At 64.4% G+C, this 21,479-nt stretch carries 17 protein-coding genes; 9 read left to right on the top strand and 8 right to left on the bottom strand.

The features are described 5' to 3' along the window. The first annotated feature begins 33 nt into the window (after positions 1–33). Complete coding sequence (locus tag CAG31_RS03420) at positions 34–1,218, top strand: thiolase family protein (RefSeq protein ID WP_085578067.1); 1,185 nt, start codon at positions 34–36, stop codon at positions 1,216–1,218. 61 nt (positions 1,219–1,279) lie between these two features. On the opposite strand, the gene CAG31_RS03415 is transcribed toward CAG31_RS03420, so the two are convergent. Then, positions 1,280–1,474, bottom strand: coding sequence for a DUF6316 family protein (locus CAG31_RS03415; RefSeq protein WP_085578066.1), 195 nt, complete (start codon positions 1,472–1,474; stop codon positions 1,280–1,282). A 208-nt stretch (positions 1,475–1,682) separates the two neighbouring features. On the opposite strand from CAG31_RS03415, the gene CAG31_RS03410 reads away from it, so the two are divergent. Further along, positions 1,683–2,642 (top strand): DMT family transporter, encoded by a 960-nt coding sequence (locus tag CAG31_RS03410; protein WP_085578065.1) that lies wholly within the window; start codon positions 1,683–1,685, stop codon positions 2,640–2,642. Positions 2,643–2,828: 186 nt separating this feature from the next. Here CAG31_RS03410 and CAG31_RS03405 read toward each other — a convergent pair whose 3' ends face one another. Then, complete coding sequence (locus CAG31_RS03405; RefSeq protein WP_085578064.1) at positions 2,829–4,223, bottom strand: class II fumarate hydratase; 1,395 nt, start codon at positions 4,221–4,223, stop codon at positions 2,829–2,831. Between the two features lie 193 nt (positions 4,224–4,416). Here CAG31_RS03405 and CAG31_RS03400 point away from each other — a divergent pair, with 193 nt between their 5' ends. The 5 genes from CAG31_RS03400 (at position 4,417) to CAG31_RS03380 (ending at position 8,743) form a co-directional block, all read left to right on the top strand. After that, a complete protein-coding gene (locus tag CAG31_RS03400; protein ID WP_085578063.1) occupies positions 4,417–4,938 on the top strand; it encodes a DUF2059 domain-containing protein in 522 nt (173 codons plus the stop codon). Between the two features lie 12 nt (positions 4,939–4,950). Next, complete coding sequence (locus CAG31_RS03395; RefSeq protein WP_085578062.1) at positions 4,951–5,250, top strand: BolA family transcriptional regulator; 300 nt, start codon at positions 4,951–4,953, stop codon at positions 5,248–5,250. Between the two features lie 102 nt (positions 5,251–5,352). Beyond that, positions 5,353–6,294 carry a rhodanese-related sulfurtransferase gene (locus CAG31_RS03390; RefSeq protein ID WP_085578061.1) on the top strand — a complete coding sequence of 314 codons (942 nt, stop codon included), beginning with the start codon at positions 5,353–5,355 and terminating at the stop codon, positions 6,292–6,294. A 36-nt stretch (positions 6,295–6,330) separates the two neighbouring features. Continuing rightward, the gene (locus tag CAG31_RS03385) at positions 6,331–6,933 is read left to right on the top strand and encodes a DsbA family protein (RefSeq protein ID WP_170930268.1); all 603 of its coding nucleotides are present in this window, start codon (positions 6,331–6,333) and stop codon (positions 6,931–6,933) included. After that, positions 6,926–8,743, top strand: a complete 1,818-nt coding sequence (locus CAG31_RS03380) for an ABC transporter ATP-binding protein (RefSeq protein ID WP_085578059.1) — start codon at positions 6,926–6,928, stop codon at positions 8,741–8,743. Before CAG31_RS03385 ends, CAG31_RS03380 begins: the two co-directional genes overlap by 8 nt. A 1-nt stretch (position 8,744) precedes the next feature. Here CAG31_RS03380 and CAG31_RS03375 read toward each other — a convergent pair whose 3' ends face one another. Next, complete coding sequence (locus tag CAG31_RS03375) at positions 8,745–12,902, bottom strand: deaminase domain-containing protein (RefSeq protein ID WP_085578281.1); 4,158 nt, start codon at positions 12,900–12,902, stop codon at positions 8,745–8,747. Between the two features lie 217 nt (positions 12,903–13,119). Here CAG31_RS03375 and CAG31_RS03370 point away from each other — a divergent pair, with 217 nt between their 5' ends. Next, entirely contained in the window at positions 13,120–15,579 is a 2,460-nt protein-coding gene (locus CAG31_RS03370; protein WP_085578058.1) for an EAL domain-containing protein, read from the top strand. Between the two features lie 79 nt (positions 15,580–15,658). Next, positions 15,659–16,420 (top strand): TenA family transcriptional regulator, encoded by a 762-nt coding sequence (locus CAG31_RS03365; RefSeq protein WP_371856086.1) that lies wholly within the window; start codon positions 15,659–15,661, stop codon positions 16,418–16,420. A 107-nt stretch (positions 16,421–16,527) separates the two neighbouring features. On the opposite strand, the gene CAG31_RS03360 is transcribed toward CAG31_RS03365, so the two are convergent. The 5 genes from CAG31_RS03360 to CAG31_RS03340 form a co-directional block, all read right to left on the bottom strand. After that, positions 16,528–17,454 (bottom strand): GGDEF domain-containing protein, encoded by a 927-nt coding sequence (locus CAG31_RS03360; protein ID WP_085578056.1) that lies wholly within the window; start codon positions 17,452–17,454, stop codon positions 16,528–16,530. A 359-nt stretch (positions 17,455–17,813) separates the two neighbouring features. After that, positions 17,814–18,554 (bottom strand): YciK family oxidoreductase, encoded by a 741-nt coding sequence (locus CAG31_RS03355; RefSeq protein ID WP_085578055.1) that lies wholly within the window; start codon positions 18,552–18,554, stop codon positions 17,814–17,816. A 138-nt stretch (positions 18,555–18,692) separates the two neighbouring features. After that, entirely contained in the window at positions 18,693–19,364 is a 672-nt protein-coding gene (mupP, locus tag CAG31_RS03350; protein WP_085578054.1) for an N-acetylmuramic acid 6-phosphate phosphatase MupP, read from the bottom strand. A 4-nt stretch (positions 19,365–19,368) separates the two neighbouring features. Next, a complete protein-coding gene (gene ubiG, locus CAG31_RS03345; protein ID WP_085578053.1) occupies positions 19,369–20,067 on the bottom strand; it encodes a bifunctional 2-polyprenyl-6-hydroxyphenol methylase/3-demethylubiquinol 3-O-methyltransferase UbiG in 699 nt (232 codons plus the stop codon). Between the two features lie 57 nt (positions 20,068–20,124). After that, positions 20,125–21,459, bottom strand: coding sequence for a TRZ/ATZ family hydrolase (locus tag CAG31_RS03340; protein ID WP_085578052.1), 1,335 nt, complete (start codon positions 21,457–21,459; stop codon positions 20,125–20,127). Positions 21,460–21,479 lie beyond the last annotated feature (20 nt).

Here is a 21,479-nt window from a genome sequence, read left to right as displayed (position 1 = left end):
CACTCCCAACCGACTACTGCAATGAGGTGTGCGATGCGTGAAGTGGTGATCGTCGACAGCGTCCGGACCGGCCTGGCCAAATCCTTTCGCGGCAAGTTCAACATGACCCGTCCCGATGACATGGCGGCCCATTGCGTCAATGCCTTGCTCACCCGCAACGACATCGACCCGGCCAGCGTCGAGGACTGCATCGTCGGCGCCGGCTCCAACGAAGGCGCCCAGGGCTACAACATCGGCCGCAACGTGGCGGTGCTGTCGCACCTGGGCACCGGCACCGCCGGCATGACCCTCAACCGCTTCTGCTCGTCGGGCCTGCAGGCGATCGCGATCGCGGCCAACCAGATCGCGTCCGGCTGCAGCGACATCATCGTGGCCGGCGGCGTCGAGTCGATCAGCCTGACCCTCAAGAGCGTCAACACCGACCACCTGATCAACCCGCTGCTCAAGCAACGGGTGCCGGGCATCTACCACACCATGGGCCAGACCGCCGAAACGGTGGCGCGGCGCTATGGCGTCACCCGCGAAGCGCAGGACCGCTATGCGCTGCAAAGCCAGCTGCGTACTGCCCAGGCCCAGGCGGCGGGGCTGTTCGACGACGAAATCGTGCCGATGGCGGTGAAGTACCGGGTCGAGGACAAGACCACCGGCGCCGAACAGATCCTCGACGCCATCGTCGACCGCGACGACTGCAACCGCCCCGACACCACCTACGAAAGCCTGGCCGGGCTCAAGCCGGTGTTCGCCGAAGACGGTTCGGTGACCGCCGGCAACTCGTCGCAATTGTCCGACGGCGCGTCGATGACCCTGGTGATGAGTCTTAAGAAAGCGCTGCAGCTGGGGCTCAAGCCCAAGGCGTTTTTCCGCGGTTTCACCGTGGCCGGCTGTGAACCGGACGAAATGGGCATCGGCCCGGTGTTCTCGGTGCCGAAACTGCTCAAGGCCAAGGGCCTGCAAGTGGCGGACATCGATCTGTGGGAGCTCAACGAGGCGTTCGCCTCACAGTGCCTGTACAGCCGCGACCGGCTGGAGATCGACAACGAACGGTACAACGTCAACGGCGGTTCGATCTCCATCGGCCACCCGTTCGGCATGACCGGATCGCGGCAGGTCGGGCATCTGGTGCGCGAACTGCAGCGGCGCAACCTGCGTTACGGGATCGTCACCATGTGCGTGGGGGGCGGGATGGGCGCGACGGGGTTGTTCGAGGCGGTGCGTTGAGCCCTGAGACAGCAAGGTCGCCTGATTGACCGCCATCGCGAGCAGGGAACAGGTTCTTGCTCTATCTGCCAGCATCCAGCAGTTGCATCCGCGCAATGTAGGCGCGGATCTCCTGCTCGGCTTTCTCCAGGCTGTCGAACGGCCCTTCGAGGGTGTTCTCCCGCGTGCTGAAGAACAGTTCGCCGTTGACCCGGCACAGCCGGTCGCTGCGAAAGTGCATGGCGGGTTCCGGATCCTGGGCGCGCATGCCGTACATGGTGGGTCTCCTGGAGGGGCGCTGGAAGGATCCAATGAGCTTATGCCTGAAGCACTTGGCGCGCCTGCCGAGCCGATCAACGGGCGTACGTCAACATTCCGCTGCGACCCGCACCGTTCCGTTTGCGGCCTGACCCCAACTGTCCCTGTGTCGCGCCGGCCGCCGCGCCTAGAATGAGCGCACTCGTCAGTCGTTTTTCGGGGGACTCATGCACATTTCATCGGGCCGTTGGGTGTACGGCATGTTCCTGGCCTTGCTGACGGCGTTCCTGTGGGGAATCCTGCCGATCAAGCTCAAGCAGGTGCTGGTGGCGATGGATCCGGTCACGGTGACCTGGTTCCGCCTGCTGGTCTCCGGCGGTTGCCTGTTCGTCTATCTGGCGGCCACCCGGCGCCTGCCCAGCCGCAAGGCGCTCGGGCCCAAGGGCGGCTTGCTGGTGCTGATGGCGGTGCTCGGGCTGGTGGGCAACTATGTGCTGTACCTGATGGGCCTGAACCTGCTCAGTCCCGGCACGGCGCAGTTGGTGGTGCAGATGGGGCCGATCATGCTCTTGATCGCCAGCCTGTTCGTGTTCAAGGAGCGCTTCAGCATCGGCCAGGGCATCGGCCTGGCGGTGCTGCTGATCGGCTTCGCGCTGTTTTTCAACCAGCGCCTGGCGGAGCTGCTGACGTCGTTGTCCGACTATACCGCCGGCGTCCTGCTGGTGCTGCTGGCCTCGACCGTGTGGACGTTCTACGCGCTGGGCCAGAAGCAGTTGCTGACTGTGTGGAATTCGCTGCAGGTGATGATGGTGATCTATCTGTTCTGCGCCTTGCTGCTCACACCGTGGGTGCATCCGCTGGAGGCGCTCAGCCTCAGCCCGTTGCAGGGCTGGCTGCTGCTGGCGTGCTGCATGAACACCCTGATCGCCTACGGCGCGTTCGCCGAGGCGCTGGCGCATTGGGAGGCGTCGCGGGTCAGCGCGACGTTGGCGATCACGCCGCTGGTGACGTTCGGGGCGGTGGCGGTGGCGGCCTGGTGCTGGCCTGACTACGTGCACGCCGAGCAGATCAACCTTCTGGCGTACGGCGGGGCGGTGCTGGTGGTGCTGGGTTCGGCGCTGGTGGCCCTGGGGCCTTCGCTGATCGCCGGGCTCAAGGCGCGGCGGGCCAAGGTCGTGCCGGGCTGAGCGGGGCCCTCGCTGACGCCATCGCGGGCAAACCGAGCTCCCACAATCTAGGCGGCGCTCTGCCGACCCCATCGCCAGCAGGCTGGCTCCCACAGGGTTCTGCGGTGAACACAGGGGCTGCATTCACCCGAGCCTTTTGTGGGAGCCAGCCTGCTGGCGATGGCGCCCGCGAAGGCGCCGCAAGGATCAGCCCTTGGCCCCGGCCTCCAGCATGTTCTCCGGCCGCACCCAGGCGTCGAACTGCTCATCGGTCAGGTAACCCAGCTGCAACGCCGCCTCCCGCAGGGTCAGCCCTTCGCTGTAGGCCTTCTTGGCGATTTCCGCCGATTTGTCGTAGCCGATGTGCGGGTTCAGCGCCGTCACCAGCATCAGGCCGCGTTCCAGGTGTTCCGCCATTTTCTCCGCATCCGGCTCCAGCCCGGCGATGCAGTGCTGCTGGAAGTTGCTGCAGCCGTCCCCCAGCAGACGGATCGATTGCAGCAGGTTGTGGATGATCACCGGCTTGAACACGTTCAGTTGCAGGTGGCCTTGGCTGGCGGCGAAACCGATCGCCACGTCGTTGCCCAGCACCTGGCAGGCCAGCATCGACAGCGCTTCGCATTGGGTCGGGTTGACCTTGCCGGGCATGATCGAGCTGCCCGGCTCGTTGGCCGGCAGCTTCACTTCGGCGAAGCCTGCGCGGGGACCTGAGCCGAGCAGGCGCAGGTCGTTGGCGATCTTCATCAGGGCCACGGCGAGGGTCTTCAGGGCGCCGGACAAGGTGGTCAGCGGCTCGTGGCCGGCGAGGGCGGCGAACTTGTTCGGCGCGGTGACGAACGGCAGCCCGGACAGCGCCGCCAGTTCAGCCGCGATGGCTTCGGCGAAGCCGTGGGGCGAGTTCAGGCCGGTGCCGACGGCCGTGCCGCCCTGGGCCAGTTCGCACACCGCCGGCAGGGCGGCGCGGATCGCCCGCTCGGCGTAGTCCAGTTGGGCGATGAAGCCGGAGACTTCCTGGCCGAAGGTGATCGGCGTGGCGTCCATCATGTGGGTGCGGCCGGTCTTGACCAGCTTCAGGTGCCGCGCCGACAGCTCCGCCAGGCCGCCGGACAGCTCGGCGATGGCCGGCAGGAGCTGGCTCTGCACCGCCTGGGCCGTGGCGATGTGCATGGCGGTGGGGAAGCAGTCGTTGGAGCTCTGGGAGCGGTTGACGTGATCGTTCGGGTGCACCGGCAGCTTGCCGCCGCGCGGGTTGCCGGCCAGTTCGTTGGCGCGCCCGGCGATCACTTCGTTGACGTTCATGTTGCTCTGGGTGCCGCTGCCGGTCTGCCAGACCACCAGCGGGAACTGGTCGTCGTGCTGGCCGTCGAGCACTTCGTCGGCGGCCTGTTCGATCAGGCGGGCGATGTCGGCGGGCAGGTCGCCGTTGCGGTCGTTGACCCGGGCGGCGGCCTTCTTGATCAACGCCAGGGCGTGCAGCACCGGCAACGGCATGCGCTCCTGGCCGATGGCGAAGTTGATCAGCGAGCGTTGCGTCTGAGCGCCCCAGTAAGCGTCGTCCGGGACCTCGATCTGGCCCAGGCTGTCGGTTTCGATACGGCTCATCGTGCACACTCCTGTCGGTCTGATTTGCGCTGTTTAGGCCGGCTTCGGCCAGGGTGGTTCCATCGAACCGATTGTTGACCGCTCACGCCCGCCAGGCAAGCGCGGCAAGGCCCGGGGGTTGAGCCCCGATGTTAATCAGGCGCAGAATGGTCGCCCTTGGGGTTTTACCTCGCCTGCTAGAAAAGGAAACTCGATGACTCGTCTTCGTGCCATCTGCACCGCGGTTGCCCTGGTCTGCGCCAGCGGCCAGGTGCTTGCCGATACCGCCAGCCACAACGCCAGTGCCGAAGCTTTCCTGACCCTGGCGCACGCCGACAAGCTGGGCACTCCGGTGTACATGCAGGTTCAGCAGATGTTCGCCCAACGCTTTGAACAGACCAAGGCGCCCGAATCCAAGAAAGCCGTGCTGGAGACCTACCAGGCCAAGGCCAACGCCGCCCTGGACCAGGCCATCGGCTGGAACAAGCTGAAGCCGGACATGGTCAAGCTCTACACCAGCAACTTCAGCGAATCGGAGCTCAAGGACCTGGTGGCGTTCTACCAGTCGCCGCTGGGCAAGAAAGTCCTGGAGAAAATGCCGCAGCTGACCCAGCAATCGGCCCAGATGACCCAGGCCAAGCTGGAAAGCGCCGTGCCGGTGGTCAACAAGCTGCTGGACGACATGACCAACGAGCTGGCCCCGAAAGGCGCGGCACCGGCCAAGAAAAAGCCGTAAGCGGAGTCCGTGATGACCATGCAACAACGCATCGAATCGACGCTGGCCCTGCTTCAGCCTGAACACCTGCAGGTGCTGGACGAAAGCCACATGCACAGCCGCGGCCTGCAGACCCACTTCAAGGCCGTGGTGGTCAGCGCCCAGTTCGAGGGCCTGAACCGGGTCAAGCGCCACCAAAAGGTCTACGGCACGCTCGGCGAGCTGATGGGCGAGTTCCATGCGTTGGCGCTGCACACCTACACCCCGCAGGAATGGGCGCAGGTCGGGGCCGCCCCGGCGTCGCCGACCTGCGCTGGCGGCAGCAAGCATTGACCCTTGGTTTTTTGCTAGAATCCGCAACGCGCCGCTGACCCGGCGCGTTTTTTTTCGCATCCGGTTCACCCTTTGCGAGGGTAGCCACCTGGAGAGACACCCATGACACAACCGATTGTCGTGGCGGCACTGTATAAGTTCGTCACCCTCGAAAATTACATCGACCTGCGCGAGCCGCTGCTCAAGGCCATGCTCGACAACGGCATCAAAGGCACCCTGCTGATCGCCGAGGAAGGCATCAACGGCACCGTGTCCGGCACCCGCGAAGGCATCGACGGGCTGCTGGCCTGGCTGCGCGACGACCCGCGCATGGTCGACATCGACCACAAAGAATCGTACTGCGACGAGCAGCCGTTCTACCGCACCAAGGTCAAGCTCAAGAAAGAGATCGTGACCCTGGGCGTCCCGGGCGTCGACCCGAACAAGAAGGTCGGCACCTACGTCGAACCGCAGGACTGGAACGCGCTGATCAGCGATCCCGAGGTGCTGCTGATCGATACGCGCAACGACTACGAAGTGTCGATCGGCACCTTCGAAGGCGCCATCGATCCGAAGACCACGACCTTTCGCGAGTTCCCGGACTACATCAAGGCGCATTTCGACCCGGCCGTGCACAAGAAGGTCGCGATGTTCTGCACCGGCGGCATCCGCTGCGAGAAGGCCTCCAGCTACATGCTGGGCGAAGGCTTCGAAGAGGTCTACCACCTCAAGGGCGGGATCCTGAAGTACCTCGAAGAAGTGCCGCAGGAAGAGACCAAGTGGCAGGGCGACTGCTTCGTGTTCGACAACCGCGTCACCGTGCGCCATGACCTGAGCGAAGGCGACTACGACCAATGCCACGCCTGCCGCAACCCCGTGAGCGTCGAGGATCGCGCCTCCGAACACTACGTGGCCGGGATCAGTTGCCCGCACTGCTGGGACACCCTCAGCGAGAAGACCCGCCGCAGCGCCATCGACCGGCAAAAGCAGATCGAACTGGCCAAGGCGCGCAACATGCCGCACCCGATCGGCTACAACTATAAGCAAGCATCCACCGAGGCCTGAACCATGTCTGCGCGCCTGCTCTATGTGATGGATCCGATGTGTTCCTGGTGCTGGGGGTTCGCTCCGGTGGCCAAGGCCCTGGTCGAGCAGGCGCAGGCGGCGGGGGTGGAACTGCACCTGGTGGTCGGCGGATTGCGCACCGGCAGCGGTGCGGCGCTGGAGCCGACCACCCGGCGCTACATCCTTGAGCACTGGCACGCGGTCGCCGAGGCCACGGGCCAGCCGTTCCGGTTCGAAGGCGCGTTGCCCGACGGTTTCGTCTACGACACCGAGCCTGCCTGCCGCGCCATCGTCACCGCACGCAGCCTGGCGCCGGACTGCGCCTGGAAACTGCTGGGCCTGATCCAGCATGCGTTCTACGCCGAAGGCCGCGACGTCACCCACGCCAGCGTACTGGTGGAGCTGGCGGAGCGGGCCGGCGTGCCGCGCATCGAGTTCGCCGAAGCCTTCGACCGCGCCGAGCAGCACGCGGCCACCGCCGCCGATTTCAGTTGGGTGCAAGACCTGGGCATCGCCGGGTTCCCGACCCTGCTGGCCGAGCGCAACGGCCAGTTGGCGCTGCTGACCAACGGCTATCAGCCGTTGGGCGAGCTCTCGCCGTTGCTCGGCCGATGGCTGGAGCGCGCCGCCTGTGTCTGACCCGGCCGATGACACGCCAGCCGTCAAGCGTGTCGACCGGCTGAGCTGGGCTGAAGTCCGGCGACTGGCGCTGCATCACAAGAAATCCCTGTGGATCGCCAATGGCGTGGCCGTGCTGGCGACGCTGTGCAGCGTGCCGATCCCGCTGCTGTTGCCGCTGTTGGTGGACGAAGTCCTGCTGGGCCACGGCGACGCCGCGCTCAAAGTCATGAACCACGTGCTGCCGTCGATGTGGCAGCAGGCGGCCGGCTACATCGGCCTCATGCTGCTGGTGACCTTGACCCTGCGCTGCAGCGCCCTGTGCTTCGGCGTGCTGCAGGCGCGGTTGTTCGCCCGGCTGGCCAAGGACATCGTCTACCGCATCCGGATCCGGCTGATCGAGCGCCTCAAGCGCATCTCCCTCGGCGAATACGAAAGCCTGGGCAGCGGCACGGTGACCACGCACCTGGTCACCGACCTGGACACCCTGGACAAGTTCGTCGGCGAAACCCTCAGCCGTTTCCTGGTGGCGATGCTCACCCTGGTGGGCACCGCGAGCATTCTGGTGTGGATGCACTGGAAGCTCGCGCTGCTGATCCTGCTGTTCAACCCGCTGGTGATCTACGCCACGGTGCAGTTGGGCAAACGGGTCAAGCACCTGAAGAAACTGGAGAACGACAGCACGTCGCGCTTCACCCAGGCGCTGAGCGAAACCCTCGACGCGATCCAGGAAGTGCGCGCCGGCAACCGCCAGGGCTTCTTCCTCGGTCGCCTCGGCCTGCGCGCTCAGGAGGTGCGTAACTACGCGGTCAACTCGCAGTGGAAGACCGACGCCTCCAACCGGGCCAGCGGCCTGCTGTTCCAGTTCGGCATCGACATCTTCCGCGCGGCGGCGATGCTCACGGTGCTGTTCTCGGATCTGTCCATCGGCCAGATGCTCGCGGTGTTCAGCTACCTGTGGTTCATGATCGGCCCGGTCGAGCAGTTGCTGAACCTGCAATATGCCTACTACGCGGCGGGCGGCGCACTGTCGCGGATCAACGAACTGCTGGCCCGCGCCGACGAGCCGCAGTACCCCGGCGGCATCGATCCGTTCAAGGGCCGCGAGACGGTCGGCATCCAGGTGCAGGGCCTGAGCTTCGGCTACGGCGACGAGCTGGTGCTGGACCGGATGGATCTGTCCATCGCCCCCGGCGAGAAGGTGGCCATCGTCGGCGCCAGCGGCGGCGGCAAGAGCACCCTGGTGCAACTGCTGCTGGGGCTGTACACGCCGCTGGCCGGCACCATCCGCTTCGGCGGCTGCACCCAGCAGGACATCGGCCTGGAGACGGTACGGGAAAACGTGGCGGTGGTGCTGCAGCATCCGGCGCTGTTCAACGACACGGTGCGGGCCAACCTGACCATGGGCCGCACCCGCAGCGACGAGGCCTGCTGGCAGGCGTTGCAGATCGCTCAGCTCGAACCCGCCATCCGTGCGCTGCCCGATGGCCTGGACAGCATCGTCGGCCGCTCCGGCGTACGCCTGTCCGGCGGGCAGCGCCAGCGCCTGGCGATCGCGCGGATGATCCTGGCCGAGCCGAAAGTGGTGATCCTCGACGAAGCCACCTCGGCCCTCGACGCCGCCACCGAGTACAACCTGCACCAGGCCCTGGCGCAGTTCCTCGACGGCCGTACCACCCTGATCATCGCCCATCGCCTGTCGGCGGTGAAACAGGCCGACCGGGTGCTGGTGTTCGACGGCGGGCAGGTGGCCGAAGACGGCGACCACCAGCAACTGATCGCCGACGGCGGGCTGTACGCCAAGCTCTACGGGCACCTGCAGCGGCTGTAGGTCAGCCCCACAGGATGTTCAGCGCCTCTGCCGAACCGTCGTACCCGAACTCCTTGATGACGACCGAACAACTGGTGCAGGGCGGCATGGTCGTGGCCACGTCCACCGATCGGAGCCTGTTTTTGTCCGGATACCGTTCCCTGAGGAGGGCGATCAGCTTGGCCTCGCTGTCCAGCGAGGTCGGTCGGCCGGTCCTTGCCGGCGTGTAGGTTTCCACGTCGAGGATCGTAAGGGGAATCGCGTACACCTTTCCTTCGCCGGAGACGCCCAACGACGTTCTGGCAACGTCCTGACCGAAGTCAGCGTTGATGTAGGTGGTGCCGTCGACGACAACCTTCTCTTGGGCCGACGCCGACTTGAACAGCGGCAGTTCCCCCGTCAATCCTTGTCCGCCGGAAACGCTTACGTAGACTTCGCGAGCTCCGGTTGCCGTCTCGACGTCGGCATACGCGATGTTGCGCGCATTCGTCGTTCTCTGTTGCTCAGGCAACAGGTTCTGAAACTTGTCCATCGCCTTGTTGATTTTCAGGTCGCTGTTCGGTTTGACGGCAATGGTCTTTTCCCCGAACAAGGTATCGAATATCTCGGCGGCCCGGCGGCGGAAGGATTCGTCGGCGGTCTTGCTGCGCGACCATGAGGCGGTTCCGGCCGGGAGGCGGCTGACCATCATGCGTGTGGCGTGGTCAAAAAGCAGGGCTTCCCCCGGGCTGGTGTCGACCTTGAGCCGCTTCAGCGTTTGCGGAGGATTGGCATGTCCGCCGATCGGAATGGCGATCTCCTCCATGGTTTTCAGCGCGCGCTCCACCAGCGCCTTTCCGTGGATCCTGACCATGTTGTTGGCGTTGAGCGAGCCTGTGTAGACCGTCTTCAGTTCTTCGGCCAGGTCTGCGGGCAAGGTATCTGCCTTGCGCAAGGGCAGCGGCGGAAAGATGTTCTGGCCCGGCGCCAGTTCGGCGACATAGAAATCGCCTGCATAGAGCCGAGTGAACAGGTAGCGCGTTGATTCGTCCTTCGACGGGACAAGGATGGCGCCGACCTTGAACTCGTCGAACAGATTGCGTCGCCCATAGGGAATCCTTGCCTTGATCCGTGCGTAGATCCCTTTCTGGAAATTGACGTAGGCCTTGAGCCCTCTGATGCCTTTGAGGGCCTTCAACGCTGTCGGCTGTCTTGCGACGGCGGGTTGGTAGAGGAAATCGCCGAACCACGGCGCCCAGCCCTTGCTTTCGTCCTGGCTGCCGATGGGGGGCGTCGGGGCCGGTTCCCGGGTGACATAGATCGTGCGGCAGACTTCATCTCCCGGCGAACGCTTTGCCCGGCAAGGCAAGGGTTTGTGCATCACCCGATCGTCGATCAGGTCGGCGCGGCGCAGTTGATCGCCGTCCAGCCGATAGGGAATGTCATCGATCAGCAGCGTGGTGCGGCCGTCGACTTCGAGCAGTTCCCGGACATGCGCCTTTTCGGGAATCAAGGCCAGCGCATGGGTGTCGGTCGGCGGCAGCATCGGGAAGGATGACTGTCCCTGCACGAAATCCTTGGGGTAAAGGGACAGGCGGGGGCCGTAGGGCAACGCTGTCGACGGATCGACCCGATGGTGCCGCGCCGGATTCGATGGGCGGGTGTTGCGCACCCACACGTCATCCGTTCCGTTGACCGTTGCCAGTCGGTCGCGCTCGGTCATGGGCTTCCAGCGCGCAGGGTCGATTGCGTAGGAACCGTCATGGAGGGGGGGAAAGGATTTTTTTCCCGTGCTCAGGTTCTTGAGCGCGTGCAGGCCGGTCTGACCTGCCAGGCGTACGCCGCTGACCAGGGACTTTAACAGCGTCGGCAGGCCGTCGAGCGGATTCAGGTTGTTCAGTGAGCTGACAAAAAGTTTGCGCGACAGCGTGGAGAATGTAGGCAGACTGGCCTTTACCGCCATTTGTGAGGCTTTGGCGCCGACCCTGGCGAGGCGCACCGAGCCCGATATGAACTTGCCGACAGGAAAAAGAAAGGACGCCAGATCCAGGAAGAGCGCAATGCCGCCCATGATCCTGTCGGTGGTCTTCTCGGACTGAAGGTCTTCAGTGCTGCCCCAGAAAGGCACCAGTCCCTTGATGATCGCCAGCAGCGTTTCCCAGCGCTCTGCCTCCCTGGCCCTTTGCTCGTCGAAGACGGTCAAGCCACGGGCCTGGGTGCGCAAGCGGTGTTCGTCGACAAACAGAAACTCGGAAGCGACGCATTGCGCCAGTGCCATGAGTCTTGGGGAGTGCCAGCTCGTGGGGCCTTCGTCGCGGTTGGCCGGGGCGGTTGACGTGGCGGCGGACAAATGGGCGACTTCGTCAATGTAGGCAATGCAATAGGCTGCATTCTTGGGCGGCGTGCCGTTCAAGTGTGCGTTCCAGTCGAGCAACAGGTCATGGTGGGCCGCCGGGTCAAACGGTTTCCCCGAGATCGGGGCGCGCAAGGGGTATTCGGTGCCCTCCGCGCTGGAGAGGACGAACTTCAGAGCGGTGTGTCGGCGAACGATCCCGGCGCTCGGAATGAGCTCGTAGTAATGGGCGTCATCGTCGATGAGCACCTCCAGAAGAAATCCCTTTCTTGCCTGAACCGTCTCAAGCCCTCGGCCTGCGCCCAGCACCTTGCGCAGGCACAGCACACGGATCTCGCCCGTTTCCAGCAAACGGCGGTCGCTGAGCGGCAAAGAGGCCAGCAGGCCGGTGATCAGGGTTCGGTAGGCGGCCCTGGCGGTCGAAAGGTAAAGGCTGAAACTGTCCTCGAACAAAGCATTGATGTCAGGCAGTGTCTTGCCGTTTGGATTGGGTCTTCCCAGGAAGATGACCGGCAGCGTTCCATTGCCCCGGGCTTCCTCTGCCTCGTGGTGGACGATCCTCTGGCCGTCGATCCTGATCCAGTGGCCGTTGTGTGTCCTGCCGTCAGTCTTGGTGACAAACCACTTCCTGGCGTTTTCGAATTGTCCGTCGGCATAGACATCGACAAACGTATTGCCTCGATGCGTGTGGGTCGGTACGCGCCCGTGTCCGTACTTGTTCGAGGGGCTGTTCGGCAGAAGTGTGCGGCCGTCGGACTCGAACGCGTCGGCGCCGAACAGGCGGTCCTTGATCTGCTTGGCCATCTTCATTCTTTCCGGAGGCGGCGAGTCCAGTGCCAGCACAGCGTTGGTCAGGCTGGTTTCGTGAGCCTCCAGGGCTCTGAACACCTGTTCGATATCGGCCTTTTCGTAATCGCCGGCGGGACGGGAGCGAATCACCCCGTTGCACACCGCCCACTCCAGTGCGGGCGTCAGCCGCAACCGTGTGATCATCGCCAGTTCCTGCGCGGAGGCATCGACGCTGCGCTCCAGAGGCAGGTCGACGAGCTGCTGGAACGACAGCGGCTGTGCATCATCCAGGCCCAGTTCCTCGGACAGCAGCACACCGTGCATGAAGTTCACCCACACCACCGAGCTCTTGTAGCGAAGGTCGCAGGGGATGTCGCGCACGGCGAAGTCCTTTGACAGCCGGGTCTGCAGCACATGGGCCAGCAAAATCGCTTCCTTGGCGGTTCGAGCCGCTCCCGTCTGCCGCAGGTGCTGTTCGAAGTGCTCGCGCAGGGTCTGATAGCCATGGCCCCAGAGGGCAGGATCCCCCCACCGGAAGCCGGCCAGGGTTTGCGGATCGTCCGACGTCGGCCCGGACGAGTAGACGGTGATGGCCCGGCACAGCAACTGATGGCGCAATGAGTCCGGGGTCTGCTCGCCGGGGGCGGCGCCATGCCACCTCAGCGTCTGGAGCAGGCGGCCGGTCAGCTCCTGCGCCGGCGGCGATTCCAGCACTTTTGACAGGAGTGCCCAAGGTGTTGCGCGCAATTCCTTTTCGCTGACGGAGCGCAGTACATCGGCGCCCAGCCTCCTGATCAGCGACGGCCGGCCGGCCATGAAGTGCTTCACCGTGGTGACGATCAGCGCGTCGCGACGCTTTGCCGCGAAGTCTTCGAGCGTCAGCGCTTGCAGGGTGGCGCGATGGTGGCTCTGTAGCCATCGGAACAGTTTTCGGTCCTTGGCACCGGGCTGACGGATCAGCCGTTCCACGCTCGGGACGTCATCGAGACCGAGCGCCTGCCGCGCGCGATGTTCATCGGTGACGGTCGTGTCGGTTGCCGTTTCGGTTGTCTGGGTCATGTCGCAGTCCTTGGCGATGGCCCCGACAGGCATGTCGGGAATCCGGAGTGCCCAGTAAATCGGCGTCCGCGTCCCGGTTGGCGGTACATATGCAGGGCGCACGATTCTGCCGCAGGGTGGCCGATCAGCCGCTTGCCGTAACCCGCAAGGCCTCCTAGTCTTGGGGAGATGGTCTGATAGAGACGGACGATCAGGCAGTGACCATGCAAGGAACCACATGACTCGAACGCGTACTCTCGGAACGCCGCGGTTGCTGGGCATCGTCTGGCCATTCATCGCCGTCGTGCTGTTTCAGGCTCTGTTGGGGGGCGTGAGCCTTTACGTCCTGTCGGCGGTACGTGGCTATGTGGCCGGCGAAAGCCTCTGGTCCAAAGGCCAGAAGGACGCCATCTATTACCTCAACCTCTACGCCGACAGCCGTGACGAGGCGATCTACCTCAAGTACCAGAACGCGATCGCCGTGCCTCAGGGCGGGCATCAGCTGCGCCTGGCCCTGGATCGGCGTCCGCCCGACCTGCAGGCGGCGCGGGAGGGCATCCTCAAGGGCGGCAACCATCCCGACGATGTCTCCAGCCTGATCTGGCTGTACCTCAATTTCCGGCACTTCAGCTATCTGGAGACCGCCATCGACCGCTGGACCCTGGGCGACGCCTATCTGGTGGAGCTCGACGGCGTGGCCCGGGAGATGCACGAGAAAATCAGCGCAAACGCCGCCGGCGATGAAGACATTCGACGCTGGAAGGGGCGCATCTTTGCGATCAACGATGGCGTGACGCCTGCGGCGAAGGCGTTCAGCGACGCGTTGGGCGAAGGATCGCGGGTGATCCTGCGCTTGTTGCTGTTCACCAACCTGGCCACGGCGCTGGGCCTGATCGTGCTGGCCCTGTGGCGCACCCGCAAGCTGCTCAAGCAGCGGCACGCGTTCGCCGAGGCGCTGCAACTGGAAAAGGACCGCGCCCACATCACCTTGCACTCGATCGGCGACGGCGTGATCACCACCGACGTCAACGGTGCGATCGACTACATGAACCCCGCCGCCGAAGCCCTGAGCCACTGGAAGGCGGAGCAGGCCGCCGGCCTGCCGCTGGCGGCGCTGTTCAACCTGCTGGACGACAATGCCCAGGCCGAAGGCCCGACGCTGATCGAACGCATCCTGAGCGGCCAGCTCACCGGCGGCAGCGAGCATTCAAGGCTCATCCAGCGCCTGGACGGCAGCACGGTGTCGGTGACCCTGGTGGGGGCGCCGATCCGCAACGCCGGCAAAGTCAGCGGCTCGGTGCTGGTGCTGCACGACATGACCCAGGAGCGTCAATACATCGCCAATCTGTCGTGGCAGGCCACCCACGATGCGCTGACCGGGCTGGCCAACCGCCGGGAGTTCGAATACCGCCTGGAGCAGGCCCTGCATAACCTGTCCCGCCAGGCCGGGCGGCATGCGTTGATGTTTCTCGACCTGGACCAGTTCAAGCTGGTCAACGACACCTGCGGCCACGCGGCGGGGGACGAGTTGCTGCGGCACATCTGCGCGCTGCTGCAGTCCGGTCTGCGCGAGGGCGATACGTTGGCGCGGCTGGGCGGTGACGAGTTCGGCGTCTTGCTGGAGAACTGCGCGCCGGAGGCCGCGGAAAAGATCGCCGAGGGCCTGCGCCAGACCGTGCAGAACCTGCATTTCGTCTGGAAGGGCAGGCCCTTCCTGACCACCGTGAGCGTCGGCTTGGTGCACATCGCCCAGACCCCTACCACCCTTGAAGCGTCCCTGCGCGCCGCTGACATGGCCTGCTACATGGCCAAGGAGAAGGGCCGCAACCGGGTGCAGGTCTATCACGCCGACGATTCGGAGCTGTCGCTGCGCTTCGGCGAAATGGCCTGGGTGCAGCGCCTGCATATGGCGCTGGAGGAAAACCGCTTTTGCCTGTACGCCCAGGAGATCGCGCCGCTGGGCCCCGCCGACGGCGCGCGCGGGCACATCGAGATCCTGTTGCGCCTGCATGACGAGGCCGGGCGCATGATCCTCCCGGACAGTTTCATTCCGGCGGCCGAGCGCTACGGCCTGATGACGTCGCTGGACCGTTGGGTGGTGCAGAACGTATTCAAGGTCATTGGCCAATGCATTGAAGAGGAGTGTCCTGGGCCGTTGGCGATGTGTGCGATTAATCTTTCAGGCATAACTATCGGAGATGACGCGTTCTTGCACTTCTTGCGTGAACAGTTTGTTAATTACAATGTTCCGCCTGAAATGATTTGTTTTGAAATCACCGAAACCAGTGCAATCGCCAATCTCGGCAGCGCCATTCGATTTATCAATGAGCTCAAAGGTTTAGGTTGTTTCTTTTCGCTCGATGACTTTTGCGCCGGAATGTCTTCGTTCGCGTATCTCAAACATTTGCCTGTAGACTTCCTGAAGATCGACGGGAGTTTCGTAAAGGACATGCTGGACGACCCGATTAACCGCGCAATGGTCGAAGTGATCAATCACATCGGGCATGTCATGGGCAAGCGGACGATTGCCGAGTTTGCCGAAACGCCGCAGATCGAGCAGGCATTGCTTGAAATCGGCGTGGATTACGCTCAGGGTTATGTCATCGACCGCCCGCAGTTGTTCACCTGTGACAGTTTGCAAAGTCGGCCCGCCAGGCCGCAGCCGCTGTTGTTCAAAGCGCCTGGCACGTTCCGTTGAAGACTCTCGCCGATCCTTACAATCACAAATCAAAAGGAGCCGAACAGTGATCGACACATTCAACCGAACCGGTCCACTCATGGAAGCCGCTAGTTACCCAGCCTGGGCGCAACAGTTGATCCAGGATTGCAGCGAGAGCAAACGCCGGGTTGTCGAACATGAACTGTATCTGCGCATGCGGGACAACAAACTGAGTGCCAAGACCATGCGTCAGTACCTGATCGGGGGCTGGCCGGTGGTCGAGCAATTTGCGTTGTACATGGCGCAGAACCTCACCAAGACCAAGTTCGCCCGCCATCCTGGCGAAGACATGGCGCGGCGCTGGCTGATGCGCAACATTCGCGTCGAGCTCAACCACGCCGACTATTGGCTGAACTGGAGCCGGGCCCATGGGGTGAGCCTGGAAGACCTGCAGGCCCAGCAAGTGCCGCCGGAGCTGCATGCCTTGAGCCACTGGTGCTGGCACACCAGCTCGGCGGACTCGCTCATCGTGGCCATCGCCGCCACCAACTACGCCATCGAAGGCGCGACCGGGGAGTGGTCGGCGCTGGTCTGCTCCACCGGCGTCTATGCCGCCGCCTTCCCTGAGGAAGACCGCAAGCGGGCCATGAAATGGCTGAAGATGCACGCCCAGTACGACGATGCGCACCCCTGGGAAGCGCTGGAGATCATCTGCACGCTGGCGGGCCTGAACCCGAGCAAGGCGCTGCAGGTCGAGCTGCGTCAGGCCATCTGCAAGAGCTACGACTACATGTACCTGTTCCTTGAGCGGTGCATGCAGCTGGAGCCGGCGGAGCGGGTGATGGCCGGGCGCGAGCGGCGGGAACTGGTCGAAAGCTGATCAGGTTGCTCCCGCAGGAAGTTCGGTTGCGTCACGGAACCTGCGGGAGCCGGCCTGCTGGCGATGGCGCCAGCGGGCGCGCCGCCTGACGGAACGAAGACGGGCCGTCAGCCCGCCATGGTGAGGCGGTTGCGTCCCTCGCGCTTGGCCACGTACAGCGCGCTGTCGGCCCGGCGCAGCAGGCTGTCGACCGATTCGCCCGGCAACAGGGTCGAGCAACCCAGGCTCACGGTCAGTTCGATCAACTGGTTGCTGGCGTAATAGTCCTGGGCCTGGGTAGCCTGGCGCAGGCGTTCTCCGACCATCGCCGCCGCCTCGCGGCCGGTGTTCGACAGCAGAACCAGAAACTCTTCCCCGCCGTAGCGGAACACCATGTCGACGTTGCGCAGTTGGCTCTTGATCGAGGCCGCCACGGCCTTCAGCACATCGTCGCCGGCGGTGTGCCCGTGGATGTCGTTGACCCGCTTGAAGTGATCGATGTCCAGCATCAGCAGCGACAGCGGCTGTTGGTGCCGGCGCGCCATCTCGATTTCCCTCTGCAGGGTCTGCTCCATGGCGATGCGGTTGCCGGTGCCGGTCAGTGGATCGCGCAGCGCGCTTTGGGTCGCCGCCCGATAGAGCAGGGCGTTGCGCATCGGATACAGCAGCGCCGACAGCAGCGATTCGAGATGGCCCTGGTCCTGTTCGCTGAAGCGCTCGTTGCGGCGGAACACCAGTTCGCCCATGTGCTCGCCTTCATGGCTGAGGCTGTAGCTGACCGAGTGACGGCCGCGGGTACCGAATTCCAGGCGCAGGTCGCTGCTCTGGTGCTGATAGCTCAGGGCGTCGAGGGGCACCAGGCGCTGAACTTCGCGAAAAAACAGGCCGAGGATGCGTTGCGGCTCAAGACTGGTTTGCAGCTGCAGGCCCAGTTGCTGGCGCAATTGCGCGACAGTGACCGGCCGTTCCAGAAGCGGAGGCTGTTGACCGAAGCCCAGGCGTTGCAATTTTGCGCTGTCAAAATCAATTGCAGTGGTCTGGGAGGGTGATTTCATATGGCGTGAGCCCCTAAGCAGTAAGTCTGTCTTACAGGCTGGGTGAAGCGGCTATGGGCTGCGCGTCATACTGATCCATCAGTCCCGTAGGACATTTGGCGCAAGTTTAGTCTGCTTGATGTCGATTAGTCAGCTATCGAATCAAGCCCCGCCCGACTGCCTTCACACGGCGTGCTTTGAGGAAATTTAGAGCGAAAGTCGTGCCATTCAGTTCGCAATCTTTTAAATCGTTACGAATCAATGGGTTGTGACTGAAGGGAGGAGCGAGGCGCTGGTTTATTGACTGATGCGGTCACGGATGAGCGGTAAAAACCTGCCGCGACGGGAAACCGCCGCGGCAACAAAAGCGACGTATGGCATCACTGGGCGTTGAACGCCTGCCCGTTGATGCCTGCGCTGTCCGGGCCCATGAGGTACAGATAGACCGGCATGATCTCCTCGGGCGTCGGGTTGTTCAGCGGGTTTTCCCCCGGGTACGCCTGCGCGCGCATGCTGGTGCGGGTCGCTCCCGGGTTGATGCTGTTGGCGCGCACCGGAGCCACGGTGTCGACTTCGTCGGCCAGGGTCTGCATCAGGCCCTCGGTGGCGAACTTGGAGACGCCGTAGGCGCCCCAGTAGGCGCGGCCCTTGCGTCCGACGCTGCTGGAGGTGAACACCACCGAGGCGTCCTGCGACAGCTTGAGCAGCGGCAGCAGGGTGCTGGTCAGCATGAACATGGCGTTGACGTTGACCTGCATGACACGCATGAAGTTTTCGCCCGAGAGCTGTTCGATCGGGGTGCGCGGGCCGATGATCGAGGCGTTGTGCAGCAAGCCGTCGAGGTGGCCGAATTCGGTCTCGATCATCGCCGCCAGCTCATCGTACTGGTGGGGCAGGGCGGTCTCGAGGTTGAACGGGATCACCGCCGGCTGCGGATGGCCGGCCGCTTCGATCTCGTCGTAGACCTGGGTCAGGTTGGCTTCGGTCTTGCCCAGCAGCAGCACGGTCGCGCCGTGGGCGGCGTAGGCTTTCGCGGCGGCGGCGCCGATGCCGCGGCCGGCGCCGGTGACCAGGATGACGCGGTCCTTGAGCAGTTCGGGGCGGGCGGAGTAGTCAAACATAAAAACCTCAACAAAACGGTAAGTGCTTCCAAGCGACCGCTGCGCGGTCATCGCGGGCAAGCCCGCTCCCACAGGTATTTCGCAGGGCCTGGGGGAGTGGGCCTGCCCGCGAAGGCGTCAGGTGAGCGGCTCCTGCATTCAGCAGCTGCACAGCGCGCTGTCGATGACCTTGCGCAGCTCCAGCGGGTGATCCACCACCACGTCCGCGCCCCAGTGGCGCGGGTTGTCGTCCGGGTGAATGTAGCCGTAGGTCACGGCGGCGGTCTTGGTGCCGGCGTCGCGCCCGGACTCGATGTCGCGCAGGTCATCGCCGACGAACAGCACGCTGGCCGGATCCAGGTCGAGCATCTTGCAGGCCAGGATCAGCGGCTCCGGATCCGGTTTGCTGTTCTTCACGTGATCCGGGCAGATCAGCAGCGCCGAGCGCTCGGCCAGCCCCAGCTGCTGCATGATCGGTTCGGCGAAGCGCACCGGCTTGTTGGTGACAACGCCCCAGGTCAGGTTGGCCTTTTCGATGTCCGCCAGCAGCTCGCCCATGCCGTCGAACAGCTTGCTGTGCACGGCGCAGCCGGCCATGTAGCGCTCCAGGAACTCCTGGCGCAGTTCCTCGAAGCCCGGCGATTCCGGATCCATGGAGAACGTCACCGCCACCATGGCCCGGGCGCCGCCGGAGATCTCGTCGCGGATGTGCTTGTCGTTCATCGGCGCCAGGCCGCGCTCCGCGCGCATCGCCTGGCAGATGGCGATGAAGTCCGGCGCGGTGTCGAGCAGGGTGCCGTCCATGTCGAAAAGGACTGCTCTGATGGTCATCGGCTCACTCCTCGCGCAGGGTCTGGATCATGTAGTTGACGTCGACGTCCGCCGCCAGCTTGTAGTGCTTGGTCAGCGGGTTGTAGGTCAGGCCGATGATGTCCTTGACGGTGAGGCCGGCGGCGCGGCTCCAGGCGCCCAGCTCGGACGGGCGGATGAACTTCTTGAAGTCGTGGGTGCCGCGCGGCAGCAGCTTCATGATGTATTCGGCGCCGATGATGGCGAACAGGTAAGCCTTGGGGTTGCGGTTGATGGTGGAGAAGAACACCTGGCCGCCGGGCTTGACCATGCGCATGCAGGCGCGGATCACCGAAGACGGGTCCGGCACGTGCTCGAGCATCTCAAGGCAGGTGACCACGTCGAACTGCTCGGGCATTTCCTCGGCCAGGGCCTCGGCGGTGATCTGCCGGTATTCGACGTTCACGCCCGATTCCAGCTGATGCAGCTGCGCCACCGCCAGCGGCGCTTCGCCCATGTCGATGCCCATGACCGTGGCGCCGCGCTGGGCCATGGCCTCGCTGAGGATGCCGCCGCCGCAGCCGACGTCGAGGACTTTCTTGCCGGCGAGGCTGGCCCGCTCGTCGATCCAGTTGACCCGCAGCGGGTTGATGTCGTGCAGCGGTTTGAACTCGCTTTCGCGGTCCCACCAGCGATGGGCCAGGGCCTCGAACTTGGCGATTTCGGCGTGGTCGACGTTGCTCATCATTGAATCCTCGAAAAACTGAAAAGGTCTGTAGCCCCGGAGCCTGCCCCGGGGTGTTTACGATTCGGTGCGGCCGCTGATGCGCAGGCCCCAGGCCCGGGCGGTCTCGCCCAGCTGCTGTTCGTCCATGCGCGTCAGGCGCCGGTCGTCGAGCAGTGGCTTGCCGGCGACCCAAAGGTGTTTCACGCAGTCGCGTCCGGTGGCATAAATCAGTTGCGAAACCGGGTCGTAGACCGGTTGCTGCGCAAGCCCCGAGAGGTCGAAGGCGACGATGTCCGCCGCCTTGCCGAGCTCCAGCGAGCCGGTCTGCGCGTCGATGCCCAGCGCCCGGGCGCCGTTGAGGGTGGCCATGCGCAGCGCCCGGTGGGCGTCCAGCGCGGTGGCCGAGCCGGCGACGGCCTTGGCCAGCAGCGCGGCGGTGCGGGTCTCGCCCAGCAGGTCCAGGTCATTGTTGCTGGCCGCGCCGTCGGTGCCGACCGCCACGTTGACGCCGGCCTGCCACAGCCGCTCCACCGGGCAGAAGCCGCTGGCCAGCTTCAGGTTCGATTCCGGACAGTGGATCACGCTGGTGTTGCTTTCTACCAGCAACGCCAGGTCGTCATCGCTGATCTGGGTCATGTGCACGGCCTGGAAGCGCGGGCCGAGCAGGCCGAGGCGGCCGAGGCGGGCCAGCGGGCGCTCGCCGCGCTGTTCGGTGGCCTGCTGCACCTCGAACGCGGTCTCATGGACGTGCATGTGGATGGAGGCGTCGAGCTCTTCGGCGATCACCCGGATCTTTTCCAGGTTCTCGTCGCCCACGGTGTAGGGTGCGTGGGGGCCGAAGGTGACCTTGATGCGCTCGTGGTGCTTGAGGTCGCCGAACAGCTCGACGCCCTGACGGATGGCTTCGTCGGCGTCGGCGGCGCCCGGAATCGGGAAATCCAGGATCGGGATGGCGATCTGCGCGCGGATTCCGCTGTTGTGCACGCGCTCGCAGGCAACCTTCGGGAAGAAATACATGTCCGAGAAACAGGTGATGCCGCCTTTTATCTGCTCGGCGATGGCCAGGTCCGTGCCGTCGCGCACGAACGCCTCGTCGACCCACTTGGCTTCGGCGGGCCAGATGTGGTTCTCAAGCCAGGTCATCAGCGGCAGGTCGTCGGCCAGGCCACGGAACAGGGTCATCGCGGCGTGGCCGTGGGCGTTGATCAGGCCTGGGCTGAGCAGCGTGTCCGGCAACTCGCGAACCTGAGCGGCGTCGCACTTGAGCGCTTCGGCGCGCGGGCCGATGAACGCGATGCGACCGTCGCGGATGCCCAGGCCGTGGTCTTTGAGCACCACGCCTGCGGGTTCGACGGGTACCAGCCAGGTCGGCAGCAAGAGTAAGTCGAGCGCAATGGCAGGTTTCGGCATCGAGGATCGGTTCCAGGGCT

Origin of the sequence: Pseudomonas sp. R25(2017) (assembly GCF_002112565.1) — a bacterium.
GTDB classification, from domain to species: Bacteria; Pseudomonadota; Gammaproteobacteria; order Pseudomonadales; family Pseudomonadaceae; genus Aquipseudomonas; species Aquipseudomonas ekonensis.
This window is presented reverse-complemented; position numbering and strand designations above follow the sequence as displayed.

Coding starts and splice junctions, on each gene's coding strand:
- CAG31_RS03400 (WP_085578063.1), top strand. CDS start 4,417: ATGACTCGTCTTCGTGCCATCTGCACCGCGGTTGCCCTGGTCTGCGCC.
- CAG31_RS03385 (WP_170930268.1), top strand. CDS start 6,331: ATGTGTTCCTGGTGCTGGGGGTTCGCTCCGGTGGCCAAGGCCCTGGTC.
- CAG31_RS03370 (WP_085578058.1), top strand. CDS start 13,120: ATGACTCGAACGCGTACTCTCGGAACGCCGCGGTTGCTGGGCATCGTC.
- mupP (WP_085578054.1), bottom strand. CDS start 19,364: ATGACCATCAGAGCAGTCCTTTTCGACATGGACGGCACCCTGCTCGAC.
- CAG31_RS03340 (WP_085578052.1), bottom strand. CDS start 21,459: ATGCCGAAACCTGCCATTGCGCTCGACTTACTCTTGCTGCCGACCTGG.
- CAG31_RS03390 (WP_085578061.1), top strand. CDS start 5,353: ATGACACAACCGATTGTCGTGGCGGCACTGTATAAGTTCGTCACCCTC.
- CAG31_RS03415 (WP_085578066.1), bottom strand. CDS start 1,474: ATGTACGGCATGCGCGCCCAGGATCCGGAACCCGCCATGCACTTTCGC.
- CAG31_RS03410 (WP_085578065.1), top strand. CDS start 1,683: ATGCACATTTCATCGGGCCGTTGGGTGTACGGCATGTTCCTGGCCTTG.
- CAG31_RS03420 (WP_085578067.1), top strand. CDS start 34: ATGCGTGAAGTGGTGATCGTCGACAGCGTCCGGACCGGCCTGGCCAAA.
- CAG31_RS03365 (WP_371856086.1), top strand. CDS start 15,659: ATGGAAGCCGCTAGTTACCCAGCCTGGGCGCAACAGTTGATCCAGGAT.
- CAG31_RS03405 (WP_085578064.1), bottom strand. CDS start 4,223: ATGAGCCGTATCGAAACCGACAGCCTGGGCCAGATCGAGGTCCCGGAC.
- CAG31_RS03395 (WP_085578062.1), top strand. CDS start 4,951: ATGACCATGCAACAACGCATCGAATCGACGCTGGCCCTGCTTCAGCCT.
- ubiG (WP_085578053.1), bottom strand. CDS start 20,067: ATGAGCAACGTCGACCACGCCGAAATCGCCAAGTTCGAGGCCCTGGCC.
- CAG31_RS03360 (WP_085578056.1), bottom strand. CDS start 17,454: ATGAAATCACCCTCCCAGACCACTGCAATTGATTTTGACAGCGCAAAA.
- CAG31_RS03375 (WP_085578281.1), bottom strand. CDS start 12,902: ATGACCCAGACAACCGAAACGGCAACCGACACGACCGTCACCGATGAA.
- CAG31_RS03355 (WP_085578055.1), bottom strand. CDS start 18,554: ATGTTTGACTACTCCGCCCGCCCCGAACTGCTCAAGGACCGCGTCATC.